This is a genomic window from Streptomyces sp. NPDC039423 (assembly GCF_055598725.1).
Window position 1 is genome coordinate 95,480 of record NZ_JBVKAH010000011.1, and the last position, 19,859, is coordinate 115,338.

A 19,859-nucleotide genomic window follows, 5' to 3' on the forward strand; every position below is an offset into this window, starting at 1 on the left:
GTCACTGTCCTTCCCGGTCGGATACGACCGAAGCGTATCGATTCCCACCCGTCCAGCCCTCCGTGGCGGCATGACCGCCGGTGGACCCGAAGCCCCCCTCGGCCCGCGCCGAGCCGGGAAGCTCCGCCACTTCGTGGAAACGGACCTTCTCGACTTGCTGAACGACCAGTTGGGCGATCCGGTCGAACCGCTCGAACCGCACGCTCTCGCGCGGGTCCAGGTTGACCACGATCACCTTGATCTCCCCACGGTACCCGGCATCCACCGTCCCTGGGGCATTCACGAGGGCCACTCCGCAACGAGCTGCGAGACCCGAACGGGGGTGCACGAACGCGGCGTACCCGTCGGGCAGCGCGATGGACACTCCGGTGGGCAGGACCGCGCGCTCGCCGGGGGCCAGTTCGGCGGCCTCGGTGGTGACGAGATCGGCGCCCGCGTCGCCCGGGTGCCCGTACGACGGGAGCGGCACCTCCGGGTCCACGCGGCGGATCAGGACGTCGACAGGGTTACGCATCAGGGGTTCACCTCGAAGGCGCGGGAGCGCCGGACCTGGTCGGGGTCGGCCATGGCCGCCCGGATCTCCTCCGGGCGCCCGTTGTCGATGAAGTGATCGACCTTGACCTCGATGAAGAGGGCTTCGGCGCGGACGGCGACGGGCCCCTCGGGGCCGCCGATCCTGCCGGTCGCCGTGGAGTAGATCTTCCGGCCGTGTACGGCGGTGACCTCGGCCTCCAGGTGCAGGACCGTGCCGACGGGCACCGGGCGCACGAAGTCGGTCTCCAGCCGGCCGGTCACCGCGATCACCCGCAGCAGCCAGTTCAGCGAGCCGAGCGTCTCGTCGAGCGCGGTGGCGAGGATGCCGCCGTGCGCGAGGCCCGGGGCGCCCTGGTGGTCGGTGGTGACCGTGAACTCGGCGGTGACGGTCACGCCCTCGCCCGCCCTGGCCGCGAGGTGCAGCCCGTGGGGCTGTCCGCCGCCGCAGCCGAAGCAGTGCTCGTAATGGGCGCCCAGGAGCTCGCCGGGGGCGGGCGCGTCGGGGTGCCGTGCCGGCGGTATGGCGTCGGCCGGGGGCGTCAGTGCAGTGCTCACAGCGGGAGACCTTACCCGCGCGGCGGAGCACCGGTCGCGCCGTGCCAAGCTTGGGTGTATGCAGCCTTCCGCAGCGGCTTCCGTTCCGGCCTCCGCCCCGCAGTACGACGAGCGTCTCACCGCTCCCCGCTCCTGGTGGCTGCTGGCCGCCCTGGTCGGCGTCTCGGGGGCGCTGATGACGATGCCGCTGGGCACCCTGCCCACGCTGGGCGGACTGATCGTCGGGGGCGCGCTGGCGGCGATGGCGGTCAGTTCGTACGGCTCGGCACGGATCCGGGTGGTGGCGGGCTCGCTGGTCGCCGGGGACGCGCGCATCCCGGTGTCGGCGCTGGGCGAGCCCGAGGTGCTGGACGCCGAGGAGGCGCGGGCCTGGCGGACGTACAAGGCGGACACGCGCGCGTTCATGCTGATGCGCGGCTACGTTCCGGCGGCGGTGCGCGTCGAGGTCACCGACCCGGACGATCCGACCCCGTACGTGTACCTCTCCAGCCGCGACCCCGAGGCGCTGGCGGCGGCGCTGACCGCCGTACGGGCCCAGGCGTAGGTCCCGGGCGGGCGACCGCGCGGGGGCGTTTCCCCGGGCGGGCGACCGCGCGTGAGCCGGGGGCGGTCCCGGGGGCGGGCGAGGGAGTGTCCGGAAAGATCGGCGAGACACCCCCTAGAGGCCGAGCTCCTTGGGGTTGTCCGGCTGTTCCAGCGGGGGCAGGGCGGGGAGCGCGTCCCAGGGCACCTGCCGGGTGCGGAGGTCCTTGCGGATGCGCTCGGCGAGCTTCTTGGTGTCGCGCCGGTTCATCACGGCACCGACGGCCGCGCCGACCATGAACGGCATCAGGTTCGGCAGGTTGCGGACCATGCGCTTCATGATCTGCTGGCGCAGTTCGCGTTTCATGCGGCCGCCGAGGGCCGCGTTGACGGTGGCGGGCTTGGTGACGTCGATGCCCCGCTCCTCCGTCCAGGAGGTCAGGTACGCCGTCGCACGCTCCTTGAGGTTGCCCGGGGGCCGCTGTCCGTAGACCTCGTGGAGTTCGGCGATGAGCTTCAGCTCGATCGCCGCGACGCCCGTGATCTCGGCGGCCATCTCGGCCGGCATCGCGGGCGGTACGGGCAGCATGGCGGCCGCGCCGACGCCGGCGCCCACCGTGGAGGTGGCGTTGGCGGCGCCCGCGATCAGCTTGTCCGCGAGCTGCTCGGGGGTCAGGCCCGGGAACTGCCGGCGCAACGTGGCCAGGTCCCGGACGGGAACGCGCGGGGCGTTCTCGATGAGCCGGTCGGCGAGGTGGGCGAGGCCCGCCTTGGCACCGTCACGGCTCTTGAGCACGCCACGCCGGACGGCGTCGATGCGCCGTGCCCCGGTGGACGGGGCGGACGTGGCGGTCAGGTCGACCGGCGCCCCCGCCCTTCCGGCCGCCTCGAGCGAGGCCGAGGGGCCTCGCTCGTCTTCACGCGCGCCGGGGGAGGGCAGGAGGGCGGAGGACTCGGCGGGCGCGTCCTGTGCGCCTGGTGCCGGGCCTGTGCCGCCCTGGTACGCCTCCGGCTTCCGATGGAGCCGGAAGCGTCGCTTCCGAGACGGGGTGTCGCCTGCCACGGCCGACGGACCTCAGTCGCAGTCTCGGCAGATCGGCTGACCGTTCTTCTCGCGGGCCAGCTGGCTGCGGTGGTGGACCAGGAAGCAGCTCATGCAGGTGAACTCGTCCGCCTGCTTGGGCAGCACCCGGACGGCCAGCTCCTCGTTCGAGAGGTCCGCGCCGGGCAGCTCCAGGCCCTCGGCCGCCTCGAACTCGTCGACGTCGACGGTCGAGGTCGACTTGTCGTTGCGCCGGGCCTTCAGCTCTTCAAGGCTGTCCGAGTCGACGTCGTCGTCGGTCTTGCGTGGGGTGTCGTAATCCGTTGCCATGTCGCTCTCCCCCTCTGGGTGGTTGCGGTGTCTCCAGCGCACGTAACGCGTGAGAGGCCGGACTTGTGCCCGACCTGAGGCGGAGATTTTGCCTCACATCAAGGTCTGTTACTCAATCGACACCCAACCGGACCCCTCGAGAGTGATCGGGTTTGGATGGCGAACGGGACCGTACACGGTCCGGGAGCCGCGCCCTACAGGCGCCACCCCCTGTACTTCCCGTGATCTCACCCCCCGGAAACCCGGACTTTTCCTGGTTTTCCGGGGGAATTCTTGATCACGGAGAGTAGATGGCCGGAACGATTCCCTTGTGATCGATCACACACGTAACTCTCGTGAACAGGTCACGAGAATTCCGCGCAAAGCGAACAGCTCGGACGGCTCGACCGGCGTGTCACAACGGAAGCGTGACACGCATGACGAGGCCGCCGCCCTCGCGGGGCTCCGCGATGATACGGCCCCCGTGGGCCCGCGCGACCGACCGGGCGATCGACAGGCCCAGTCCGACCCCCTTGTCACTGCCGGTCCGCTCCTGTCGCAGGCGTCTGAACGGCTCGAAGAGGTTGTCGATCTCGTACGCGGGAACCACTGGTCCCGTGTTCGAGACGACCAGGACCGCCTGGCCGTGCTGCGTCTCGGTGGTGACCTCGACCCAGCCCTCGTCCACGTTGTACCGGACCGCGTTCTGGACCAGGTTCAGGGCGATCCGCTCCAGCAGCACGCCATTGCCCTGGACGACGGCGGGCGCCCGCTCGCCGCGGATCTCCACGCCCTTCGCCCCGGCCTCGGCCCGGGTCTGGTCGAGGGCACGCGAGGCGACCTCCGCCAGGTCCACGGGCTTGCGCTCCACGATCTCGTTGTCGCTCCGGGCCAGCAGCAGCAGGCCCTCCACGAGCTGCTCGCTGCGCTCGTTGGTGGCCAGCAGCGTCTTGCCCAGTTGCTGGAGCTCCACGGGCGCCCCGGGGTCGGAGAGGTGCACCTCCAGCAGGGTGCGGTTGATCGCCAGCGGCGTGCGCAGCTCGTGCGAGGCGTTGGCGACGAAGCGCTGCTGGGCGGTGAAGGCCCGCTCCAGGCGGTCCAGCATGTCGTCGAAGGTGTCCGCGAGCTCCTTGAGCTCGTCGTCCGGCCCGTCCAGCTCGATCCGGCGGGAGAGGTCCGTACCGGCCACGTTGCGGGCGGTACGGGTGATCCGGCCCAGCGGCGACAGGACCCGGCCGGCCATCGCGTACCCGAAGGCGAAGGCGATGACGCTCAGGCCGAGCAGCGCGAACAGGGAACGGCGCAGCAGATCGTCCAGGGCGTGCTGGCGCTGTTCGTTCACGCACGAGTTCATCGCCCGGTTGAACTCGTCGGGACCGGCCTCGACCGGGAAGATGCAGACGTTGCTCGCCACCTGGCCGTTGACGATCTTGAACGGGAGTTCGCTGCCGACGTGCAGGGCCTGCGCGGCCAGCAGGTAGATGATCGACAGCAGCAGGATGCCGGCGATCAGGAACATGCCGCCGTACAGCAGCGTGAGCCGTATGCGGATCGTCGGACGCAGCCAGGGGCGGACGGGCTCCCGGGGGTCCCAGGTCGGCTTCGGGGGCGCCTGTGGCGGCGCGGGGGTCGCGGCCACGGGTCAGATCCGGTAACCGGAGCCAGGCACGGTGACGATCACCGGCGGCTCGCCGAGCTTGCGGCGCAGGGTCATCACCGTGACGCGCACCACGTTGGTGAAGGGGTCGGTGTTCTCGTCCCAGGCCTTCTCCAGAAGCTGCTCGGCCGAGACGACGGCACCCTCGCTGCGCATCAGTACCTCCAGGACGGCGAACTCCTTCGGTGCGAGCTGGATCTCCCTGCCGTCGCGGAAGACTTCGCGCCGGTTCGGGTCGAGCTTGATCCCGGCCCGCTCCAGCACCGGCGGCAGCGGCACCGTCGTCCGCCGCCCGAGCGCCCGCACCCGGGCGGTGAGCTCGCTGAACGCGAACGGCTTGGGCAGGTAGTCGTCGGCGCCGATCTCCAGGCCCTCCACCCGGTCGCTGACGTCCCCGGAGGCGGTCAGCATCAGCACCCGGGTGGGCATGCCCAGATCGACGATCTTGCGGCAGACGTCGTCCCCGTGGACGAGCGGCAGGTCGCGGTCGAGGACGACCACGTCGTAGTCGTTGACCCCGATGCGCTCCAGGGCGGCCGCCCCGTCGTACACGACGTCGACGGCCATGGCCTCCCGGCGCAGACCGGTGGCCACCGCATCGGCGAGCAGCTGCTCGTCCTCGACGACGAGTACGCGCACGGCGCTGTTCCTTCCTCCGAGCCCGGTTTCCGGGCAGGTATTTCCGCACGGAGTGTGCGGGTGTCCATCCTGCCCCTTACGCGCGTAAACCGGCTGTAAGGCGGCCTGCGGCAGCGACGGACCCGGCGGGGCGGCGCGGGAATCGACGGAATTCCCGGAGCAGTTGAGGTTTCCGTGAGGAAGCCATTGGGGAGGACGACTGCACACCCGAGATCACGCCGCGTATGTGGCGCGCCACGAACCGCTCTGTCTCCCAGAGGGTGCAATGCGTGATCGAACGACAACCCTCGGCACACCCCCGTGCCACCGACCCATGACGAGGGGGCGCACGATGGACGCTTTCACCGCAGGACTGCTGCAGCGCATAAGGGCCACGGAGACCGACCTCACGCGGGCTCGCGAGACGGGAGACGACTTCCTGGCCGATGTCGAGCAGGCGGAGCTCGACGACCTCCGCCGGCTCGCCGCGGAACACGGCGTGGACGTCACCCCCGCGCACGCCTGACACGACACGAAGGGCGCGCAGCCCACCGGCCCCGGCCCCCGCGGAACCCCGCGGCGACCGGGGCCTTTCGTACGCCCGGGGGGCGGCCCGAGCCCGGGTGGGGCTCGGGTGGGGCTTGGGCGCGGTCCGGGTGGGGTCCGGGTGGGGCTTGGGCGGGGTCCTAGTCGTGCCAGGCGCCGAAGTCCTCCAGGAGGGCCTGGAGCGGTGCGAAGACGCCCGGGGACGCCGCCACCGTCAGTTCGCCCGACGGGGCGGTGCCGGGGCGGCCGCCGGTCAGGGCGCCGGCTTCGCGGGCGATCAGGGCACCGGCCGCCAGGTCCCAGGGGCGGAGCCCGCGCTCGTAGTAGCCGTCCAGGCGGCCGGCGGCGACGTCGGAGAGGTCGACCGCGGCGGAGCCGCTGCGCCGGATGTCGCGGAGCCGGGGGATCAGGCGCCGGGCCACGTCGGCCTGGTGGGCGCGGACCTCGGCCACGTAGTTGAAGCCGGTCGACACCAGTGCCTGGTCCAGCGGCGGGGCGGGCCGGCAGCGGATGGGCCGGTCGTTCAGGAAGGCGCCACCGCCGAGCACCGCGCGGAAGGTCTCCCCGCGCATCGGGGCCTCGACGACCCCGACGACGGTCTCGCCGTTCCGCTCGGCGGCGATGGAGACCGCCCAGGTCGGCAGGCCGTACAGGTAGTTCACCGTGCCGTCCAGGGGGTCGACGACCCAGCGGACGCCGGTGGTGCCGTCCATGGCGGCGCCCTCCTCGCCGAGGAGGCCGTCGTCGGGGCGGTGCTCGGCGAGGAAGGCGGTGATCAGTTTCTCGGCGGCGATGTCCATCTCGGTGACGACGTCGATGGGGCTCGACTTGGTCGCCGCGACGCCGAGGTCGGCCGGGCGGCCGTCACGCAGCAGGGCACCGGCCCGGCGCCCGGCCTCCAGGGCGAGGTCCAGGAGCTCGGTGAGGAGCGGGTCGCGCGGGTCGGTCACAGCGTCTCCTTACGCGTACGGGCTGTCGGCGCCGGCCGCCGCGGGCCGCTCGGCGCGGGCCGGGCAGCAGCCGGCCGGGCACAGGTCGTGCGAGGCGCCGAGGGCGCCCAGCGCGCAGCGCTCCACCGCGGTGCCCCGCTCGGCGGCCGCGCGCTCCAGGACCAGGTCGCGGACGGCGGCCGCGAAGCGCGGGTCGTCGCCCACCGTCGCCGACCTGCGTACCGGCAGGCCGAGCTCGGCGGCCTTGGCGGTGGCCTCGGTGTCCAGGTCGTACAGGACCTCCATGTGGTCCGAGACGAACCCGATCGGGACCATCACGACCGCCGGTGCCCCGGCGCCGTGCAGGGCCTCCAGGTGGTCGCAGATGTCCGGCTCCAGCCACGGGATGTGCGGGGCGCCGCTGCGCGACTGGTAGACGAGCTCCCAGGGGTGGTCGATCCCGGTCTCGTCCCGTACGGCGTCGGCGATGAGCCGGGCGACCTCCAGGTGCTGCCTGACGTACGCGCCGCCCTCGCCGTGCTCGCCGGCGGGGCCGGAGGTGTCGGCGGCGGAGGTCGGGATGGAATGCGTGGTGAAGGCGAGGTGGGCGCCCGCGCGGACCGGCTCGTCGAGCTCGGCCAGCGACTTCAGGACGCCCTCGATCATGGGCCGGACGAACCCGGGGTGGTTGAAGTAGTGCCGCAGCTTGTCCACCCGGGGCAGCGGCAGGCCCTCCGCTTCCAGCGTGGCCAGGGCGTCCGCCAAGTTCTCCCGGTACTGGCGACAGCCGGAGTACGAGGCGTAGGCACTGGTGGCGAGGACCGCGATGCGGCGGTGTCCGTCGGTGACCATCTCGCGAAGCGCGTCGGTGAGGTACGGCGCCCAGTTCCGGTTGCCCCAATGGACGGGCAGGTCGAGGCCGGCGTCCGCGAAGTCCTTGCGCAGCGCGGCCAGCAGCGCGCGGTTCTGGTCGTTGATGGGGCTGACGCCGCCGAAGAGGAAGTAGTGCTGCCCCACTTCCTTGAGGCGTTCCTTGGGGATGCCCCGCCCCCGGGTCACGTTCTCCAGGAACGGGACCACGTCGTCGGGGCCCTCGGGGCCGCCGAAGGAGAGCAGCAGCAGGGCGTCGTACGGGGCTGGATCGCGCTGATCGGCCATGGCATCGGACATGGGATCGATCCTGCCACCAGGGTCCGACAGCCGGGAAACCGCCGTGCGCCGTCACCCGTTCGGACGTAACCTGTGAAGGCTGCCCATACGCCTTACGCAGGCGCCCCCATGCTCACTGGCCGGAGACCGTCTTGCCCAGTCCCTACCGCGCGATCTTCTCCGCCCCCGGCTCCGTCGGTTTCTCCGCCGCCGGTTTCCTCGGCCGGATGCCGCTGGCCATGATGGGCATCGGCATCGTCACGATGATCTCCCAGGTCACCGGCCGGTACGGGCTGGCCGGCGCGCTGTCCGCGACGCTCGCCGTCTCGGCCGCCGTGCTCGGCCCGCAGGTCTCCCGGCTGGTCGACCGGTACGGGCAGCGCCGGGTGCTGCGCCCGGCCACCCTGATCACGGTGGTGGCCGTCGCGGGGCTGCTGGTCTGCGCCCAGCAGGGGCTGCCGGAGTGGACGCTGTTCGTGTTCTCGGCGTCCGCCGGGTGCGTGCCGAGCATCGGGGCGATGACCCGGGCGCGCTGGGCGGCGATCTACCGGGGCTCACCGCGCGAGCTGCACACCGCGTACTCGTTCGAGTCGATCGTCGACGAGGTGTGCTTCATCTTCGGCCCGATCGTCTCCATCGGCCTGTCGACCGTCTGGTTCCCGGAGGCGGGGCCGCTGCTGGCCGCCCTGTTCCTGCTGACCGGCGTCTGGTGGCTGACCGCGCAGCGGGGCACGGAGCCGACGCCGCACCCGATCGAGCAGCACACCGGCGGCTCGGCGCTGCGCTCCCCCGGCCTCCAGGTGCTGGTGGCCGCGTTCGTCGCGACCGGCACGATCTTCGGCGCGGTGGACGTGGTGACGGTGGCGTTCGCCGAGGAGGAGGGCCACAAGGCCGCGGCCAGCCTGGTGCTGGCGGTGTACGCGCTGGGTTCGTGCCTCGCGGGCGCGGTCTTCGGGCTGCTGCATCTGAAGGGCGAGCCGTCGCGCAGGTGGGTTCTGGGTGTCTGTGCGATGGCCGTGAGTATGATCCCCCTCCAACTGGCCGGGAGCCTGCCGTTCCTGGCCGTGGCGCTCTTTGTCGCGGGCCTCGCCATCGCACCGACGATGGTGACGACCATGGCCCTCGTCGAGGCCCACGTACCGCGCACCAAACTGACCGAGGGCATGTCCTGGACGGGTACCGGGCTCGCGGTCGGCGTGGCGCTCGGCTCCTCGGCCGCGGGCTGGGTGGTCGACGCGCACGGGGCGGCCGCGGGGTACGCGGTCCCCGGCGTCGCGGGAGTGCTCGCGGCCGCGGTGGCGTTCCTGGGGTACCGCCGGCTGCGCAAGCCGGTGCCGACGTGGGAGGGGCAGCGTGAGCAGGACCCGGAACAGCCGGAGCGGCAGCACCACGTGGCGTAACTGGGCGGGCACCGTGGCCGTCACACCCATACGGGAGGCGCGTCCCGCTTCGGTCCAGGAGCTGGCGGACACGGTGCGGGGCGCCGCGGAAGAGGGTCTGAGGGTCAAGACGGTCGGGACGGGTCATTCGTTCACGGCCATCGCCGCCACCGACGGCGTGCTGGTCCGCCCGGACCTGCTGACCGGCATCCGTCGGATCGACCGGCGTGAGCTGACCGTCACGGTGGAGTCGGGCACACCGCTGAAGCGGTTGAACGCGGCCCTGGCGCGGGAGGGCCTGTCGCTCACGAACATGGGCGACATCATGGAGCAGACGGTGGCGGGCGCCGTCAGCACCGGTACGCACGGCACGGGCCGTGACTCGGCGTCGATCGCCGCGCAGATCCGGGAGCTGGAGCTGGTCACGGCCGACGGGCGGGTGCTGACCTGCTCGGAGAAGGAGAACCCGGAGGTGTTCGCGGCCGCCCGGATCGGGCTGGGCGCGCTCGGGGTCGTCTCGGCCATCACCTTCGCGGTGGAGCCGGTCTTCCTGCTGACCGCGCGTGAGGAGCCGATGACCTTCGACCGGGTCACCGCGGAGTTCGACGCGCTGCACGCGGAGAACGAGCACTTCGAGTTCTACTGGTTCCCCCACACCGGCAACTGCAACACCAAGCGCAACAACCGCAGCGCGGGCCCGGCGGCCCCGCCCGGGCGCGTCAGCGGCTGGATCGAGGACGAACTGCTCTCCAACGGGCTCTTCCAGGTGGTGAACTCGATCGGGCGGGCGGTTCCGGCGGCCGTCCCCGCGATCGCCAAGGTCTCCAGCCGCGCCCTGTCGGCCCGTACGTACACGGACATCCCCTACAAGGTCTTCACAAGTCCACGCCGGGTGCGATTCGTGGAGATGGAGTACGCGCTGCCGAGGGAGGCGGTGGTGGGCGCGCTGCGCGAGCTGAAGGCGATGGTCGACCGGTCGCCGCTCCGCGTCAGTTTCCCGGTGGAGGTGCGGACGGCGCCCGCGGACGACATCACGCTCTCGACGGCCTCGGGCCGGGACACCGCGTACATCGCGGTCCACATGTACAAGGGCACGCCGCACCGGGCGTACTTCACGGCGGCGGAGCGGATCATGACGGCCCACGGGGGACGGCCGCACTGGGGGAAGCTGCACACCCGGGACGCCGCGTACCTCGCGGAGGTGTACCCGCGGTTCGGCGAGTTCACCGCGCTGCGTGACCGTCTGGACCCGGACCGGGTGTTCGGCAACGACTATCTGCGACGGGTGCTGGGCGACTGACCGTCCGCCGGCCGTCGCTCCGTCCTTTCTGTACCGGTTTTCCGCGTGTACACCCTCTCATCCCTCTCTACTCTCTGTTCACCCATCTGCCCCAACATGCAAGGAGAAGAGACCTTTAGGAGAAGCGAATAGTTCCATTTCTACGGATTCCATGCACGAGGCCACGGGTGACGGCCGGTCAGGGAGCCCAACTGCCGTACGCCCGGAGAACTTCGGCGGCGCGCCGGTCCACCCAGGTGGCCCGAATGGAGTACTGTGGCGAGCCCTGGGCCCCGATCCCTTTCGGGTGTCCGGGACCAACGGGAGGGGGCCGAAAAGCGGCACTCGTTCCGGCGGCGCCGCAGCACCGCACGGCCGCCTGCTGCACGGAGTGACCTCGACGGTCACCCTGCGTGGCGAACAGGTAACCGTGCCATAACGGCGTTCAGGGCCCACGCCCGACACGCCGGGCAACACGGCAAGGTTGTGGCAGGCTGCACCCGGGCAGGCCACACTCGACTAGCGGAAGCAGCGACGCAGGTGACGTCGGCAGGCACCACCCGGGAGGTCCCCATGCCCGAACTGCGTGTCGTGGCCGTCTCCAACGACGGCACACGACTGGTGCTGAAGGCTGCTGACAGCACGGAGTACACGCTTCCGATCGACGAGCGGCTGCGCGCCGCCGTGCGCAACGACCGCGCCCGCCTCGGCCAGATCGAGATCGAGGTGGAGAGCCACCTCAGGCCCCGGGACATCCAGGCGCGTATACGCGCCGGTGCCTCCGCCGAAGAGGTCGCCCAGCTCGCCGGCATCCCCGTCGAGCGGGTACGACGCTTCGAGGGCCCCGTCCTCGCCGAGCGCGCCTTCATGGCCGAGCGGGCCCGCAAGACCCCCGTCCGCCGGCCCGGCGAGAACACCGGTCCGCAGCTCGGCGAGGCGGTGCAGGAGCGGCTGCTGCTGCGCGGCGCCGACAAGGACACCGTGGTCTGGGACTCCTGGCGCCGCGACGACGGCACCTGGGAAGTGCTGCTGGTCTACCGGGTCGCGGGTGAGGTGCACTCGGCGAGCTGGACGTACGACCCGCCCCGCCGGCTCGTCCAGGCCGTGGACGACGAGGCGCGCGCGCTGATCGGCGAGACCGACGACGCGGTGGCCGTCCAGGAACCGAGCTTCCCGTTCGTACCGCGTATCGCGCGCCTCCCCCGCGATCGGCCGCTCGACCGCGCACTCGACCGGCAGATCGACCGCCCGGCGCCCGTTCCGGCCCCCGAGTCGGAGGACGAGCCCGAGCGCGACTCGCTGACCAGCCTGCTGGAGGCGGTGCCGAGCTTCCGGGGCGACATGGTCGTGCCCGAGCTCCCGGCCGCCGAACCCGCGGCGGCGGCCGAAGCCGACCAGGAGCCGGACGCTGAGGAGCCCCCGGCCCCGGCCGCCTCGGCGGGCGCGGGTTCGGCGTACGCGGACGTCCTGATGCCGCGCGCGGTGAGCGGTCACCGCGACCGCCTGACCGGCACGACCGACCGCCAGGCCGAAGCGGACGGCGTCCGCCCCGGCCGCCGGGCGGCGGTCCCGAGCTGGGACGAGATCGTCTTCGGTACACGCCGCAAGAAGCAGGAGTAGCGCACGAGTAGCGGGAGCAGCGGAAGCGGCCGGAGCGGCCAGGCTCCGTAGGCGCTTGGCGTGAACGCGTGACGCGTGAGCGCGTGAACCGCCGCCCCACGTCCCCGGTACCGTCCGGGGCGTGGGGCGGCGGTGTGCGTGGCCGGTGGCTTCGGTGACCGGCGGGCGGCGGGTTGCGGGCGGCCCGATCAGCCGCGGGACGGGCCCTTGGCGACCGGACGGGCCGGGTCGGAGGACCACTCGGACCAGGACCCCGCGTACAGCCCGGCCCGGATGCCGGCCAGTTCCAGGGCCAGGACCTCGTGGGCGCCCGACACGCCCGAACCGCAGTACACGCCGACCTCCGGGGCGTCGGTCGCGCCCAGGGCCTTGAAGCGGGCCGCCAGGGTCTCGGCGGGCAGGAAGCGGCCGTCCTCGTCCACGTTCTCCGTCGTCGGGGCCGAGGCCGCGCCCGGGATGTGCCCGCCCACGGGGTCGATCGGTTCCACCTCGCCCCGGTACCGCTCCCCCGCCCGCGCGTCCAGCAACAGGCCCGTGCGCGCCAGCGCCGCCGCCGCGTCCGCGTCCAGCAGCGGCAGGGCACCCGGCTCGGGCGTGAAGTCCCCGACCACGGGCGTGGGCTCCTCGGTCGTCAGTTCGCCCCGCCAGGCCGCGAGGCCGCCGTCCAGCACCCGCACGTCCGGGTGTCCCGTCCAGCGCAGCAGCCACCAGGCACGGGCGGCCGCCCAGCCCTGGCCGCCGTCGTACACCACGACCGGCCAGCCGGCGCGTACCCCGGCCCGGCGCATCACCGCGCCGAACTCCGCCACGTCCGGCAGCGGGTGGCGGCCCCCGGCGCCGGGCGGCCCCGCGAGCTCCGTGTCGAGGTCGGCGTACACGGCGCCCGGGATGTGCCCCGCCTCGTAGGCGGGCCGGCCGGGCGGGCCGCCGAGCTGCCAGCGGACGTCCAGGAGGACCGGCGGGCGCGCGCCGGTGAGCTCATCGACCAGATCGGATGCCGAGATGATGGGATTCATGACGCCATCCTCGCGCAGACGCGGGCCGTCGCGGACGAGCCGGGAGGACCGGGCCGGTCGCGGCGGGGATGGGAAACGGAATTCTGGGCATCCTCCTGCGGAATCGCGCCATTCCACGGCGCGGCCGGGGCCCACCGCGCGGCCGATGGTGCAAGCATCTGACGGGGCGTACGGCCGGGCCCACGGCCCGTGGCCGCCACCGCGACGGCCCCGCCGCACCGGCACGGCAGCGCCGGGTCCCCGTACGGCCACGACGATGGTCCGAGGAGAGAATGACGATGAGCGAGGCGGCTCGGCGCGAACCCGGTACACCCTGCTGGGTGAGCTTGATGGCACATCGCCTTGACGCGACGCAGCGGTTCTACGGGGAGCTGTTCGGCTGGCGGTTCGAACCGGGCCCGCAGCAGCTCGGTCCGTACGTGCGCGGCCTGCTGGACGGCGAGGAAGTGGCGGGTATCGGCCAGCTTCCGGCCGACCGGGACCTGCCGACCGCCTGGACGACGTACCTGGCGTCCGACGACGCCGGCGCGACCGCCGAGGCGATCCGCTGCGGTGGAGGCACGGTCGCCGTCGGTCCGCTCACCGCGGACGACGCCGGACGGCTGGTGATCTGCTCCGATCCGACCGGGGCGGTCTTCGGGGTCTGGCAGGCCGCGGCGCACCTCGGCACGACCGTGGGGGGCGTGCCCGGGACGCCCGTGTGGAACGAACTGCTGACGCAGGAGACCGAGGCGGTCGGCAAGTTCTACAAGACGGTGTTCGGGTACGAGCTCGATCCCGTCGACTCGGCCGAGGCGGACCTGGTGACGCTGCGGGTGGGCGACCGGCCGGTCGCCTCCCTGCGGGGCGTCGGCACGTCCCTGCCGCGCGACCGGGGCGCTCACTGGATGACCTGGTTCGAGGTGGTGGACACCGATGACGCGGCGCGGCGGGTGACCGGGCTCGGGGGCCGGGTGCTGGTGGGCCCGCACGACGAGCCGGCCGGTCGGGTGGCGACGGTCGCGGACCCGGAGGGCGCGGTCTTCACTCTGGTGCGGTCGTCCGCGGCCGGGCGCCCGGCGGCGGAGAGGTGACGGTGGTCGCGGGGACGGCGGTACCCGGGCGACCCGCCGGCTACTCGGCCGGGACGGGGAGGACGTCCGGGGACAGCGCGGCGGCGCGGGCGCTGGCGGCCGTCATACGGCGCCGGTGGTGGCGGCGGCACAGCACCTCGTACCCGACCTCGTCACCGGCGTTGACGTCGCCCACGACGACCTGCGCGCCCTCGACGACCATCTCGCCGCCGACGGTGCGCGCGTTGTGCGTGGCCCGCGCCCCGCACCAGCACAGGGCCTCGACCTGGAGCACCTCGACCCGGTCGGCGAGCTCGACGAGGCGCTGGGAGCCGGGGAACAGCTTGGAGCGGAAGTCCGTGGTGATGCCGAAGGCGAAGACGTCCAGTTCGAGGTCGTCGACGACGCGGGCGAGCTGGTCGATCTGCTCCGGGGCGAGGAACTGCGCCTCGTCCGCGATCACGTAGTCGCAGCGGCCGCCCTTGGAGAGGTGGGCGACGAGGTAGGCGTAGAAGTCGAAGCCCTCGGCGGCCTCGACGGCGTCGGTGACCAGGCCGAGGCGGGACGACAGCTTGCCCTCGCCGGCGCGGTCGTCACGGGTGAAGATCATGCCCTGGAGACCGCGCGCGGACCGGTTGTGCTCGATCTGCAGAGCGAGGGTGCTCTTTCCGCAGTCCATCGTTCCGGAGAAGAACACCAGCTCGGGCATGGGGAAGTGACGACCTTTCGGGTCAGGCGGGAAGGGAGGGTCGCTGCGGGCGGTTACGCGCGTACTTCGAGGAGCGGGACGAGCTGCTCCACGGGCGTCATCGAGCCGTGCACGCCGACCATCGCGGACTCGTTCGGCTCGTTGACGGACGCCGTGATGATGACGTCGTCGTGGGCGGCGGCGACGACGTCACCGATCCTGCCGAGGACGCGCTCGTCGACGGCCGGGCCGAACCAGCCGGCGTCGATCGCCTCGTCGCGGCTCGCCACCCAGAACTGTTCGCCGAGCACCTCGCGCCAGCACGCCAGTACGTCGGCGGCGGCTCCCGGCACGGCGTAGACGTGGCGGGCCCGGCCCTCGCCGCCGAGCAGGGCCACCCCGGCGCGCAGCTCCCAGTCCTCGTCGAAGTCGATGCGGGACCGCTCGTCGAACGGGATGTCGATCATGCCGTGGTCCGCGGTGACGTACAGCGCGCTGCGGTCCGGTAGCTGCTCGGCGAGGCGCTGGACGAGCCGGTCGACGCACATGAGCTGGCCGCGCCAGGCGTCGGAGTCGACGCCGAAGCGGTGTCCGCTGCCGTCGACCTCGCTGTAGTACGTGTAGACGAGGGACCGGTCCCCGGCGGCCAGTTGCGCGGCGGTGAGGTCCATCCGCTCCTCGCCGGTGAGCCGCCCGTGAAACGTTCCGCCACTGAGCGCGACCTTGGTCAGCGGGGTGTCCCGGAAGGTCGGGGAGGAGACCTGCGCGGTGTGGACGCCTGCCGCGTCGGCGAGCTGGAACACGGTCGGGTACGGCTGCCAGGCGTGCGGCGGCGTCCAGGGCTTCCAGCGGAGCTGGTTCATCAGCGCGCCGATCGCGGGGTCGCGCACGGTGTAGCCGGGCAGGCCGTGCTCGCCCGGCGGCCGGCCGGTGCCGACCGAGGCCAGCGAGGTGGCGGTGGTGGCGGGGAAGCCAGCGGTGATGGGCCGGCCGGTGCCGCCCCGGGAGCCGGCGAGGAGCGAGGTCAGATAGGGGGCCTCGTGGGGGTGGGCCTTGATCTGCTCCCAGCCCAGGCCGTCGATGAGGAACACACAGTTCCGGTCGGCGGGCGTCAGCTCGGTGATGCGGTGCTCGCACCCGGGGACGCCGAGGCCGGCGGCGAGGGTCGGCAGCAGGTCGGCGAGCGAGCCGGAGCCGTACTCGGGCACGGGCGCGGTGTCGAGCGCCAGCGGGGCCGGCTCGTCGGGCCAGGTGGACGCCATGTGTGCGGGCTGGACCATCAGCGGGTGGCCGCGGTGGCTTCGGACAGCGCCTGGGCGAAGGCGAGCGCCTGGCGGACCGTCTCGGGGCCGTCGCCGGCCTCGCTGACGCGCAGGCTCAGGTCGTCGGCCGTGGAGTTGCCGGTGTAGCCGTGATCGGCGTCGCAGTTCGGGTCGCCGCAGGCGGCGGGCTCCAGGTCGATCCGGGAGACGGCGCCCCAGCCGATGGTGAGGACCACCTCACGCGGCAGGGTGCCCGGCGTGTACGACTCCGGGTTGGCGACGACGCGGCTCAGGACGACGGACGAGATCCGGCCGAGCTTGACCGACTCGGTGGAGGTCGTGGCGTAGGGCGTCGGGGAGCTGGTGTCGGCGTTCTGCTCGTCGGTGTGGCTGACGATGAAGCGGTTGGCCGTCAGGACGAGGACCGTCACGTGGCGGCGCACCTCGTTGGCGTCGAAGGTGGTCTCCTGGTGGACCAGGTACGACGCGATCGGCTCGCCGCCGACGGCGGCCTCGACCGCCTCGGCCACGAGGGCCGGGTAGTAGCCGCTGCGCTCGATCGCCGCGCGCAGCCCCTGGGTGGTCGTACCGGTCTTCGCCATGAGCTCCATCCTACGGGGGCGCGGTGACTGCGCGGGACGCTGTGGAGCCCGGTGTGGTTGCGGGGAGGGGGCGGCTCCCGGGCGAGGCGGTCGCCCGGGCGCGGCAGGGGGCGGCCCCGGGGCGGGTCAGTAGCTGGGGAGGCGGCGGGGGCCGAGGTCGGTGCGGGCGGGGGGTGGGGCGAGCCGGACGGTCGCGCCGAGGACCGAGAGGCCGCGCGGGGCGACGACCACCGGCTCCAGGGCGACGGCCACGATCTCCGGGTGATCGTCGACCAGCCGGGACACCCGGAGCAGCAGCTCCTCCAGGGCGGGGGTGTCCACGGGGGCGGAGCCGCGCCAGCCGAACAGCAGGGGCGCGGTGCGGAGGGAGCGGATCTGTTCGGCGACGTCCCGGTCGGTGGCGGGGACCAGGCGGTGCGCGGTGTCGCCCAGCAGCTCGGAGGCCGCGCCGGCGAGCCCGAAGGACAGGACGGCGCCGACGGCGGGGTCGATGGCGGCCCGTACGACGGTGTCGACGCCGCGCGGGACCATGGCCTGGACGACCGGCTGGAGCTCCTCGGGCTTGCCGAGGGTCTCGGTCAACTCCGCGTAGGCGGTGCGGAGCTGCTCCTCGGTGGCCAGGTCGAGGCGTACGCCGCCGAGGTCGGGGCGGTGGCGCAGGTGCGGCGCGGTGGTCTTGAGGGCGACGGGGTAGCCGAGGCCGGCGGCGGCCCGGGCGGCCTCGTCCGGGGTGGGCGCGGGCAGGGTGGGGTGTACGGGGACGCCGTAGCGCCCGAGCAGCTCGCGGGCGGCGCCGGGGGCGAGGGTGACGCCCCGCTCGTCCACGTCCTCCGAGAGGGCGCGTTCGATCTGGGCGGCGGCCCCGGGCTCATCGATGCCCTCGTACTCCGGTACGCGCCCCGGGTCGGCCACCTGGCGGCGCCACTGTCCGTACCGGACCGCCTCGGCCAGCGCCCGGACGGCCCGCTCGGCGGCGGGGTAGGCGGGGATCCGGTGTCCGTCGGCGGGGACGCCGGACGCGGCGGGCGCCTCCGGAGCGGGTGCCTCGGCGGCGGTGGCCCCGGCGGCGGCCGGCGGCTCGGGGGCCGGGGGTGCGCCCGGGGCGGGCGGGGCGGGGGCGGTGGGCGCCGTGCTGGTGGCCGCCGCGAGGGCGTCGGCGAGGGCGCCCATCTCGACGTGGACGACCAGCACCGGTTTGGCCGGGGCCTCCGCCGAGGCGGCCCGCAGCGCTTCGGCCAGGACCTCGCCGTCCCCGGACTCGGTCACCCCGTTCTCACCGACCCAGGGGATGGCCGTGACCACCACCGCGTCGCACCCGTCGTCCCGGAGGGCCTCGGTGAGGGCCGCCCGGAAGTCCTGCGGGGTGGCCGCCGTGGTCAGGTCGCGCGGCCGCCGGGGCCGCAGCCCCTCCGTCAGGCAGGCGTCGTAGGTGAGCAGGCCGAGCGACTCCGAGTTGCCGAGGATGGCCACCCGGGGCCCCGCCGGGAGCGGCTGCCCGGCCAGGAGCAGTCCGGCGTCGACCAGCTCGGTGACGGTGTCGACGCGGATCACGCCCGCCTGGCGCAGCAGCGCCGACACCGTGGTGTGGGGGATGCGAGTGACCGGTACGGCGTGCCCCGGGGGTGCGCTGCCGCTGTGCCGGGCTCCCTTGACGACGACGACCGGCTTGACCGCCGCCGTGCGCCGGGCGAGCCGGGTGAACTTGCGGGGGTTGCCGATCGATTCCAGGTAGAGCAGGACGACGTCGGTGTCGGGGTCGTCGTACCAGTGCTGGAGGATGTCGTTGCCGGAGACGTCCGCGCGGTTGCCCGCCGAGATGAAGGACGACAGGCCGGCTCCGCGCCGGTGCAGTCCGGACAGCAGGGCGATGCCGATGGCTCCGGACTGGGTGAACAGCCCGATCCGGCCCCGGGCCGGGGGGTGCGGGGCGAGCGAGGCGTTGAGCCGGACGCCGGGCGCGGTGTTGATGATCCCGAACGCGTTGGGGCCGATGATGCGCATGCCGTACGAACGCGCCTGGCGTACCAGTTCCCGCTGGCGCGTCCTGCCGTCGGCGCCCTGTTCGGCGTACCCGGCGGTGAGGACCACCAGGCCCCGCACGCCGTGTTCGCCGCAGTCGGCGACGGCCTCGGGGACCCGCTCGGAGGGTACGGCGACGACCGCGAGGTCGACCGGCTCCCCGATGTCGGCGACCGACCGGAAGGCGGGCACGCCGTCCAGGGAGGTCGTCGTCTCCGGAAGGGCGCGGTTCACGGCGTACACCCGGCCCGTGTAGTCGGCCTCCAGGAGGTTGCGGAGGACCGTGCGGCCGACCCCGCCGGGCGCGCGGCCGGCGCCGACGACGGCGACGGAGCCGGGGGCGAGGAGCCGCTGCACCGACCTGGCCTCGGCGCGCTGTTCGCGGGCGCGCTGGACCGCCAGGGAGCGGTCGGTGGGCTCCAGGTCGAGGTGGAGGCGCACGGCACCGTCCTCGAAGCTGCGCTTCTGGGTGTACCCGGCGTCGGTGAACACCTTGATCATCTTGTTGTTGGCGGGCAGGACCTCGGCCGCGAACCGCCGGATGCCCCGCTCGCGCGCGACGGCCGCGATGTGTTCGAGGAGCGCGGAGGCCACGCCCCGCCCCTGGTGGGCGTCCTGGACGAGGAAGGCGACCTCGGCCTCGTCCGCCGGGGCGGAGGCGGGCAGCCCCTGCTCGTTGATCCGGTCGTAACGCACGGTGGCGATGAACTCGCCGCCGATCGTGGCCGCCAGGCCCACCCGGTCCACGTAGTCGTGGTGGGTGAAGCGGTGCACGTCCTTGGCGGAGAGCCGGGGGTAGGGTGCGAAGAACCGGTAGTACTTCGACTCGTCCGAGACCAGCTCGTAGAAGCTGACCAGGCGCTCGGCGTCATCCGTGGTGATCGGCCTGATCCGCGCGGTGCCGCCGTCCCGCAGCACGACGTCGGCCTCCCAGTGGTCGGGGTACACGTGTTCCGGCTGATCCGACGGGGTCCGCATGGGCCCCAGGGTACGGTGCGGGCCGCCGGTCGCGGAGGTGCTGTGGACAACGCAGGGTGAGGCGGGCCGAGCGGCGGTCCGGGCCCGCGAGGCCGGTTCGAGC

Annotated in this window: 19 protein-coding genes; 6 read left to right on the forward strand and 13 right to left on the reverse strand. The window is 73.2% G+C overall.

The genetic code is table 11. The features are described 5' to 3' along the window. Position 1 precedes the first annotated feature (1 nt). Together dut and ACZ7LK_RS28245 are read right to left on the reverse strand one after the other, a co-directional pair. Entirely contained in the window at positions 2-514 is a 513-nt protein-coding gene (gene dut, locus ACZ7LK_RS28240) for a dUTP diphosphatase (protein WP_189553709.1), read from the reverse strand. Beyond that, a complete protein-coding gene (locus ACZ7LK_RS28245; RefSeq protein ID WP_469463852.1) occupies positions 514-1,089 on the reverse strand; it encodes a PaaI family thioesterase in 576 nt (191 codons plus the stop codon). Before ACZ7LK_RS28245 ends, dut begins: the two co-directional genes overlap by 1 nt. Before the next feature lie 58 nt (positions 1,090-1,147). Between ACZ7LK_RS28245 and ACZ7LK_RS28250 the strand changes: the two genes are divergently transcribed. After that, a complete protein-coding gene (locus tag ACZ7LK_RS28250) occupies positions 1,148-1,633 on the forward strand; it encodes a DUF3093 domain-containing protein (protein WP_392276912.1) in 486 nt (161 codons plus the stop codon). 114 nt (positions 1,634-1,747) lie between these two features. Here the strand turns inward: ACZ7LK_RS28250 and ACZ7LK_RS28255 are convergent, their stop codons facing one another. From ACZ7LK_RS28255 to ACZ7LK_RS28270, 4 genes are all read right to left on the reverse strand, one after another. Continuing rightward, positions 1,748-2,674: a hypothetical protein gene (locus tag ACZ7LK_RS28255; protein ID WP_392276913.1), complete on the reverse strand. Its 927-nt coding sequence runs from the start codon at positions 2,672-2,674 to the stop codon at positions 1,748-1,750. 12 nt (positions 2,675-2,686) lie between these two features. Continuing rightward, positions 2,687-2,983, reverse strand: a complete 297-nt coding sequence (locus ACZ7LK_RS28260) for a DUF4193 domain-containing protein (protein WP_003955561.1) — start codon at positions 2,981-2,983, stop codon at positions 2,687-2,689. A gap of 394 nt (positions 2,984-3,377) precedes the next feature. Further along, the gene (locus tag ACZ7LK_RS28265; RefSeq protein WP_392276914.1) at positions 3,378-4,601 is read right to left on the reverse strand and encodes a sensor histidine kinase; all 1,224 of its coding nucleotides are present in this window, start codon (positions 4,599-4,601) and stop codon (positions 3,378-3,380) included. A gap of 3 nt (positions 4,602-4,604) precedes the next feature. Continuing rightward, positions 4,605-5,258, reverse strand: coding sequence for a response regulator transcription factor (locus tag ACZ7LK_RS28270; protein ID WP_189553714.1), 654 nt, complete (start codon positions 5,256-5,258; stop codon positions 4,605-4,607). 331 nt (positions 5,259-5,589) lie between these two features. Between ACZ7LK_RS28270 and ACZ7LK_RS28275 the strand changes: the two genes are divergently transcribed. Further along, entirely contained in the window at positions 5,590-5,763 is a 174-nt protein-coding gene (locus ACZ7LK_RS28275; protein ID WP_392276915.1) for a hypothetical protein, read from the forward strand. 160 nt (positions 5,764-5,923) lie between these two features. Here the strand turns inward: ACZ7LK_RS28275 and ACZ7LK_RS28280 are convergent, their stop codons facing one another. After that, positions 5,924-6,733, reverse strand: coding sequence for an inositol monophosphatase family protein (locus ACZ7LK_RS28280; protein ID WP_392276916.1), 810 nt, complete (start codon positions 6,731-6,733; stop codon positions 5,924-5,926). A gap of 9 nt (positions 6,734-6,742) precedes the next feature. Continuing rightward, entirely contained in the window at positions 6,743-7,870 is a 1,128-nt protein-coding gene (locus ACZ7LK_RS28285; protein WP_471144092.1) for a ferrochelatase, read from the reverse strand. A gap of 143 nt (positions 7,871-8,013) precedes the next feature. Between ACZ7LK_RS28285 and ACZ7LK_RS28290 the strand changes: the two genes are divergently transcribed. From ACZ7LK_RS28290 to sepH, 3 genes are all read left to right on the forward strand, one after another. Continuing rightward, positions 8,014-9,261: an MFS transporter gene (locus ACZ7LK_RS28290; protein WP_392276917.1), complete on the forward strand. Its 1,248-nt coding sequence runs from the start codon at positions 8,014-8,016 to the stop codon at positions 9,259-9,261. Further along, positions 9,215-10,540: a D-arabinono-1,4-lactone oxidase gene (locus ACZ7LK_RS28295; RefSeq protein ID WP_471144029.1), complete on the forward strand. Its 1,326-nt coding sequence runs from the start codon at positions 9,215-9,217 to the stop codon at positions 10,538-10,540. Before ACZ7LK_RS28290 ends, ACZ7LK_RS28295 begins: the two co-directional genes overlap by 47 nt. A gap of 552 nt (positions 10,541-11,092) precedes the next feature. Next, a complete protein-coding gene (sepH, locus tag ACZ7LK_RS28300; protein ID WP_392276919.1) occupies positions 11,093-12,139 on the forward strand; it encodes a septation protein SepH in 1,047 nt (348 codons plus the stop codon). Positions 12,140-12,327: 188 nt separating this feature from the next. On the opposite strand, the gene ACZ7LK_RS28305 is transcribed toward sepH, so the two are convergent. After that, a complete protein-coding gene (locus ACZ7LK_RS28305) occupies positions 12,328-13,155 on the reverse strand; it encodes a sulfurtransferase (protein WP_471144031.1) in 828 nt (275 codons plus the stop codon). A 278-nt stretch (positions 13,156-13,433) separates the two neighbouring features. On the opposite strand from ACZ7LK_RS28305, the gene ACZ7LK_RS28310 reads away from it, so the two are divergent. Beyond that, the gene (locus ACZ7LK_RS28310) at positions 13,434-14,228 is read left to right on the forward strand and encodes a VOC family protein (RefSeq protein WP_471144033.1); all 795 of its coding nucleotides are present in this window, start codon (positions 13,434-13,436) and stop codon (positions 14,226-14,228) included. 40 nt (positions 14,229-14,268) lie between these two features. On the opposite strand, the gene ACZ7LK_RS28315 is transcribed toward ACZ7LK_RS28310, so the two are convergent. The 4 genes from ACZ7LK_RS28315 to ACZ7LK_RS28330 all read right to left on the reverse strand — a co-directional run bounded on the left by ACZ7LK_RS28315 (position 14,269) and on the right by ACZ7LK_RS28330 (position 19,756). Then, positions 14,269-14,916, reverse strand: a complete 648-nt coding sequence (locus ACZ7LK_RS28315) for a thymidine kinase (RefSeq protein WP_392276922.1) — start codon at positions 14,914-14,916, stop codon at positions 14,269-14,271. Between the two features lie 53 nt (positions 14,917-14,969). After that, positions 14,970-16,175 carry an alkaline phosphatase family protein gene (locus ACZ7LK_RS28320; protein WP_471144035.1) on the reverse strand — a complete coding sequence of 402 codons (1,206 nt, stop codon included), beginning with the start codon at positions 16,173-16,175 and terminating at the stop codon, positions 14,970-14,972. Further along, complete coding sequence (locus tag ACZ7LK_RS28325; protein WP_073755400.1) at positions 16,175-16,759, reverse strand: DUF5998 family protein; 585 nt, start codon at positions 16,757-16,759, stop codon at positions 16,175-16,177. The genes ACZ7LK_RS28320 and ACZ7LK_RS28325 overlap by 1 nt, the downstream gene beginning before the upstream one ends. 126 nt (positions 16,760-16,885) lie before the next feature. Beyond that, positions 16,886-19,756 carry a bifunctional acetate--CoA ligase family protein/GNAT family N-acetyltransferase gene (locus ACZ7LK_RS28330; protein WP_471144038.1) on the reverse strand — a complete coding sequence of 957 codons (2,871 nt, stop codon included), beginning with the start codon at positions 19,754-19,756 and terminating at the stop codon, positions 16,886-16,888. Between the last annotated feature and the right edge of the window lie 103 nt (positions 19,757-19,859).

What these genes read in the sequence shown, in the direction of transcription:
- ACZ7LK_RS28325 (WP_073755400.1), bottom strand. Translation starts at nt 16,759, where the DNA reads ATGGCGAAGACCGGTACGACCACCCAGGGGCTGCGCGCGGCGATCGAG.
- ACZ7LK_RS28305 (WP_471144031.1), bottom strand. Translation starts at nt 13,155, where the DNA reads ATGAATCCCATCATCTCGGCATCCGATCTGGTCGATGAGCTCACCGGC.
- ACZ7LK_RS28250 (WP_392276912.1), top strand. Translation starts at nt 1,148, where the DNA reads ATGCAGCCTTCCGCAGCGGCTTCCGTTCCGGCCTCCGCCCCGCAGTAC.
- ACZ7LK_RS28330 (WP_471144038.1), bottom strand. Translation starts at nt 19,756, where the DNA reads ATGCGGACCCCGTCGGATCAGCCGGAACACGTGTACCCCGACCACTGG.
- ACZ7LK_RS28260 (WP_003955561.1), bottom strand. Translation starts at nt 2,983, where the DNA reads ATGGCAACGGATTACGACACCCCACGCAAGACCGACGACGACGTCGAC.
- sepH (WP_392276919.1), top strand. Translation starts at nt 11,093, where the DNA reads ATGCCCGAACTGCGTGTCGTGGCCGTCTCCAACGACGGCACACGACTG.
- ACZ7LK_RS28285 (WP_471144092.1), bottom strand. Translation starts at nt 7,870, where the DNA reads ATGGCCGATCAGCGCGATCCAGCCCCGTACGACGCCCTGCTGCTGCTC.
- ACZ7LK_RS28275 (WP_392276915.1), top strand. Translation starts at nt 5,590, where the DNA reads ATGGACGCTTTCACCGCAGGACTGCTGCAGCGCATAAGGGCCACGGAG.
- ACZ7LK_RS28315 (WP_392276922.1), bottom strand. Translation starts at nt 14,916, where the DNA reads ATGCCCGAGCTGGTGTTCTTCTCCGGAACGATGGACTGCGGAAAGAGC.
- ACZ7LK_RS28310 (WP_471144033.1), top strand. Translation starts at nt 13,434, where the DNA reads ATGAGCGAGGCGGCTCGGCGCGAACCCGGTACACCCTGCTGGGTGAGC.
- dut (WP_189553709.1), bottom strand. Translation starts at nt 514, where the DNA reads ATGCGTAACCCTGTCGACGTCCTGATCCGCCGCGTGGACCCGGAGGTG.
- ACZ7LK_RS28320 (WP_471144035.1), bottom strand. Translation starts at nt 16,175, where the DNA reads ATGGTCCAGCCCGCACACATGGCGTCCACCTGGCCCGACGAGCCGGCC.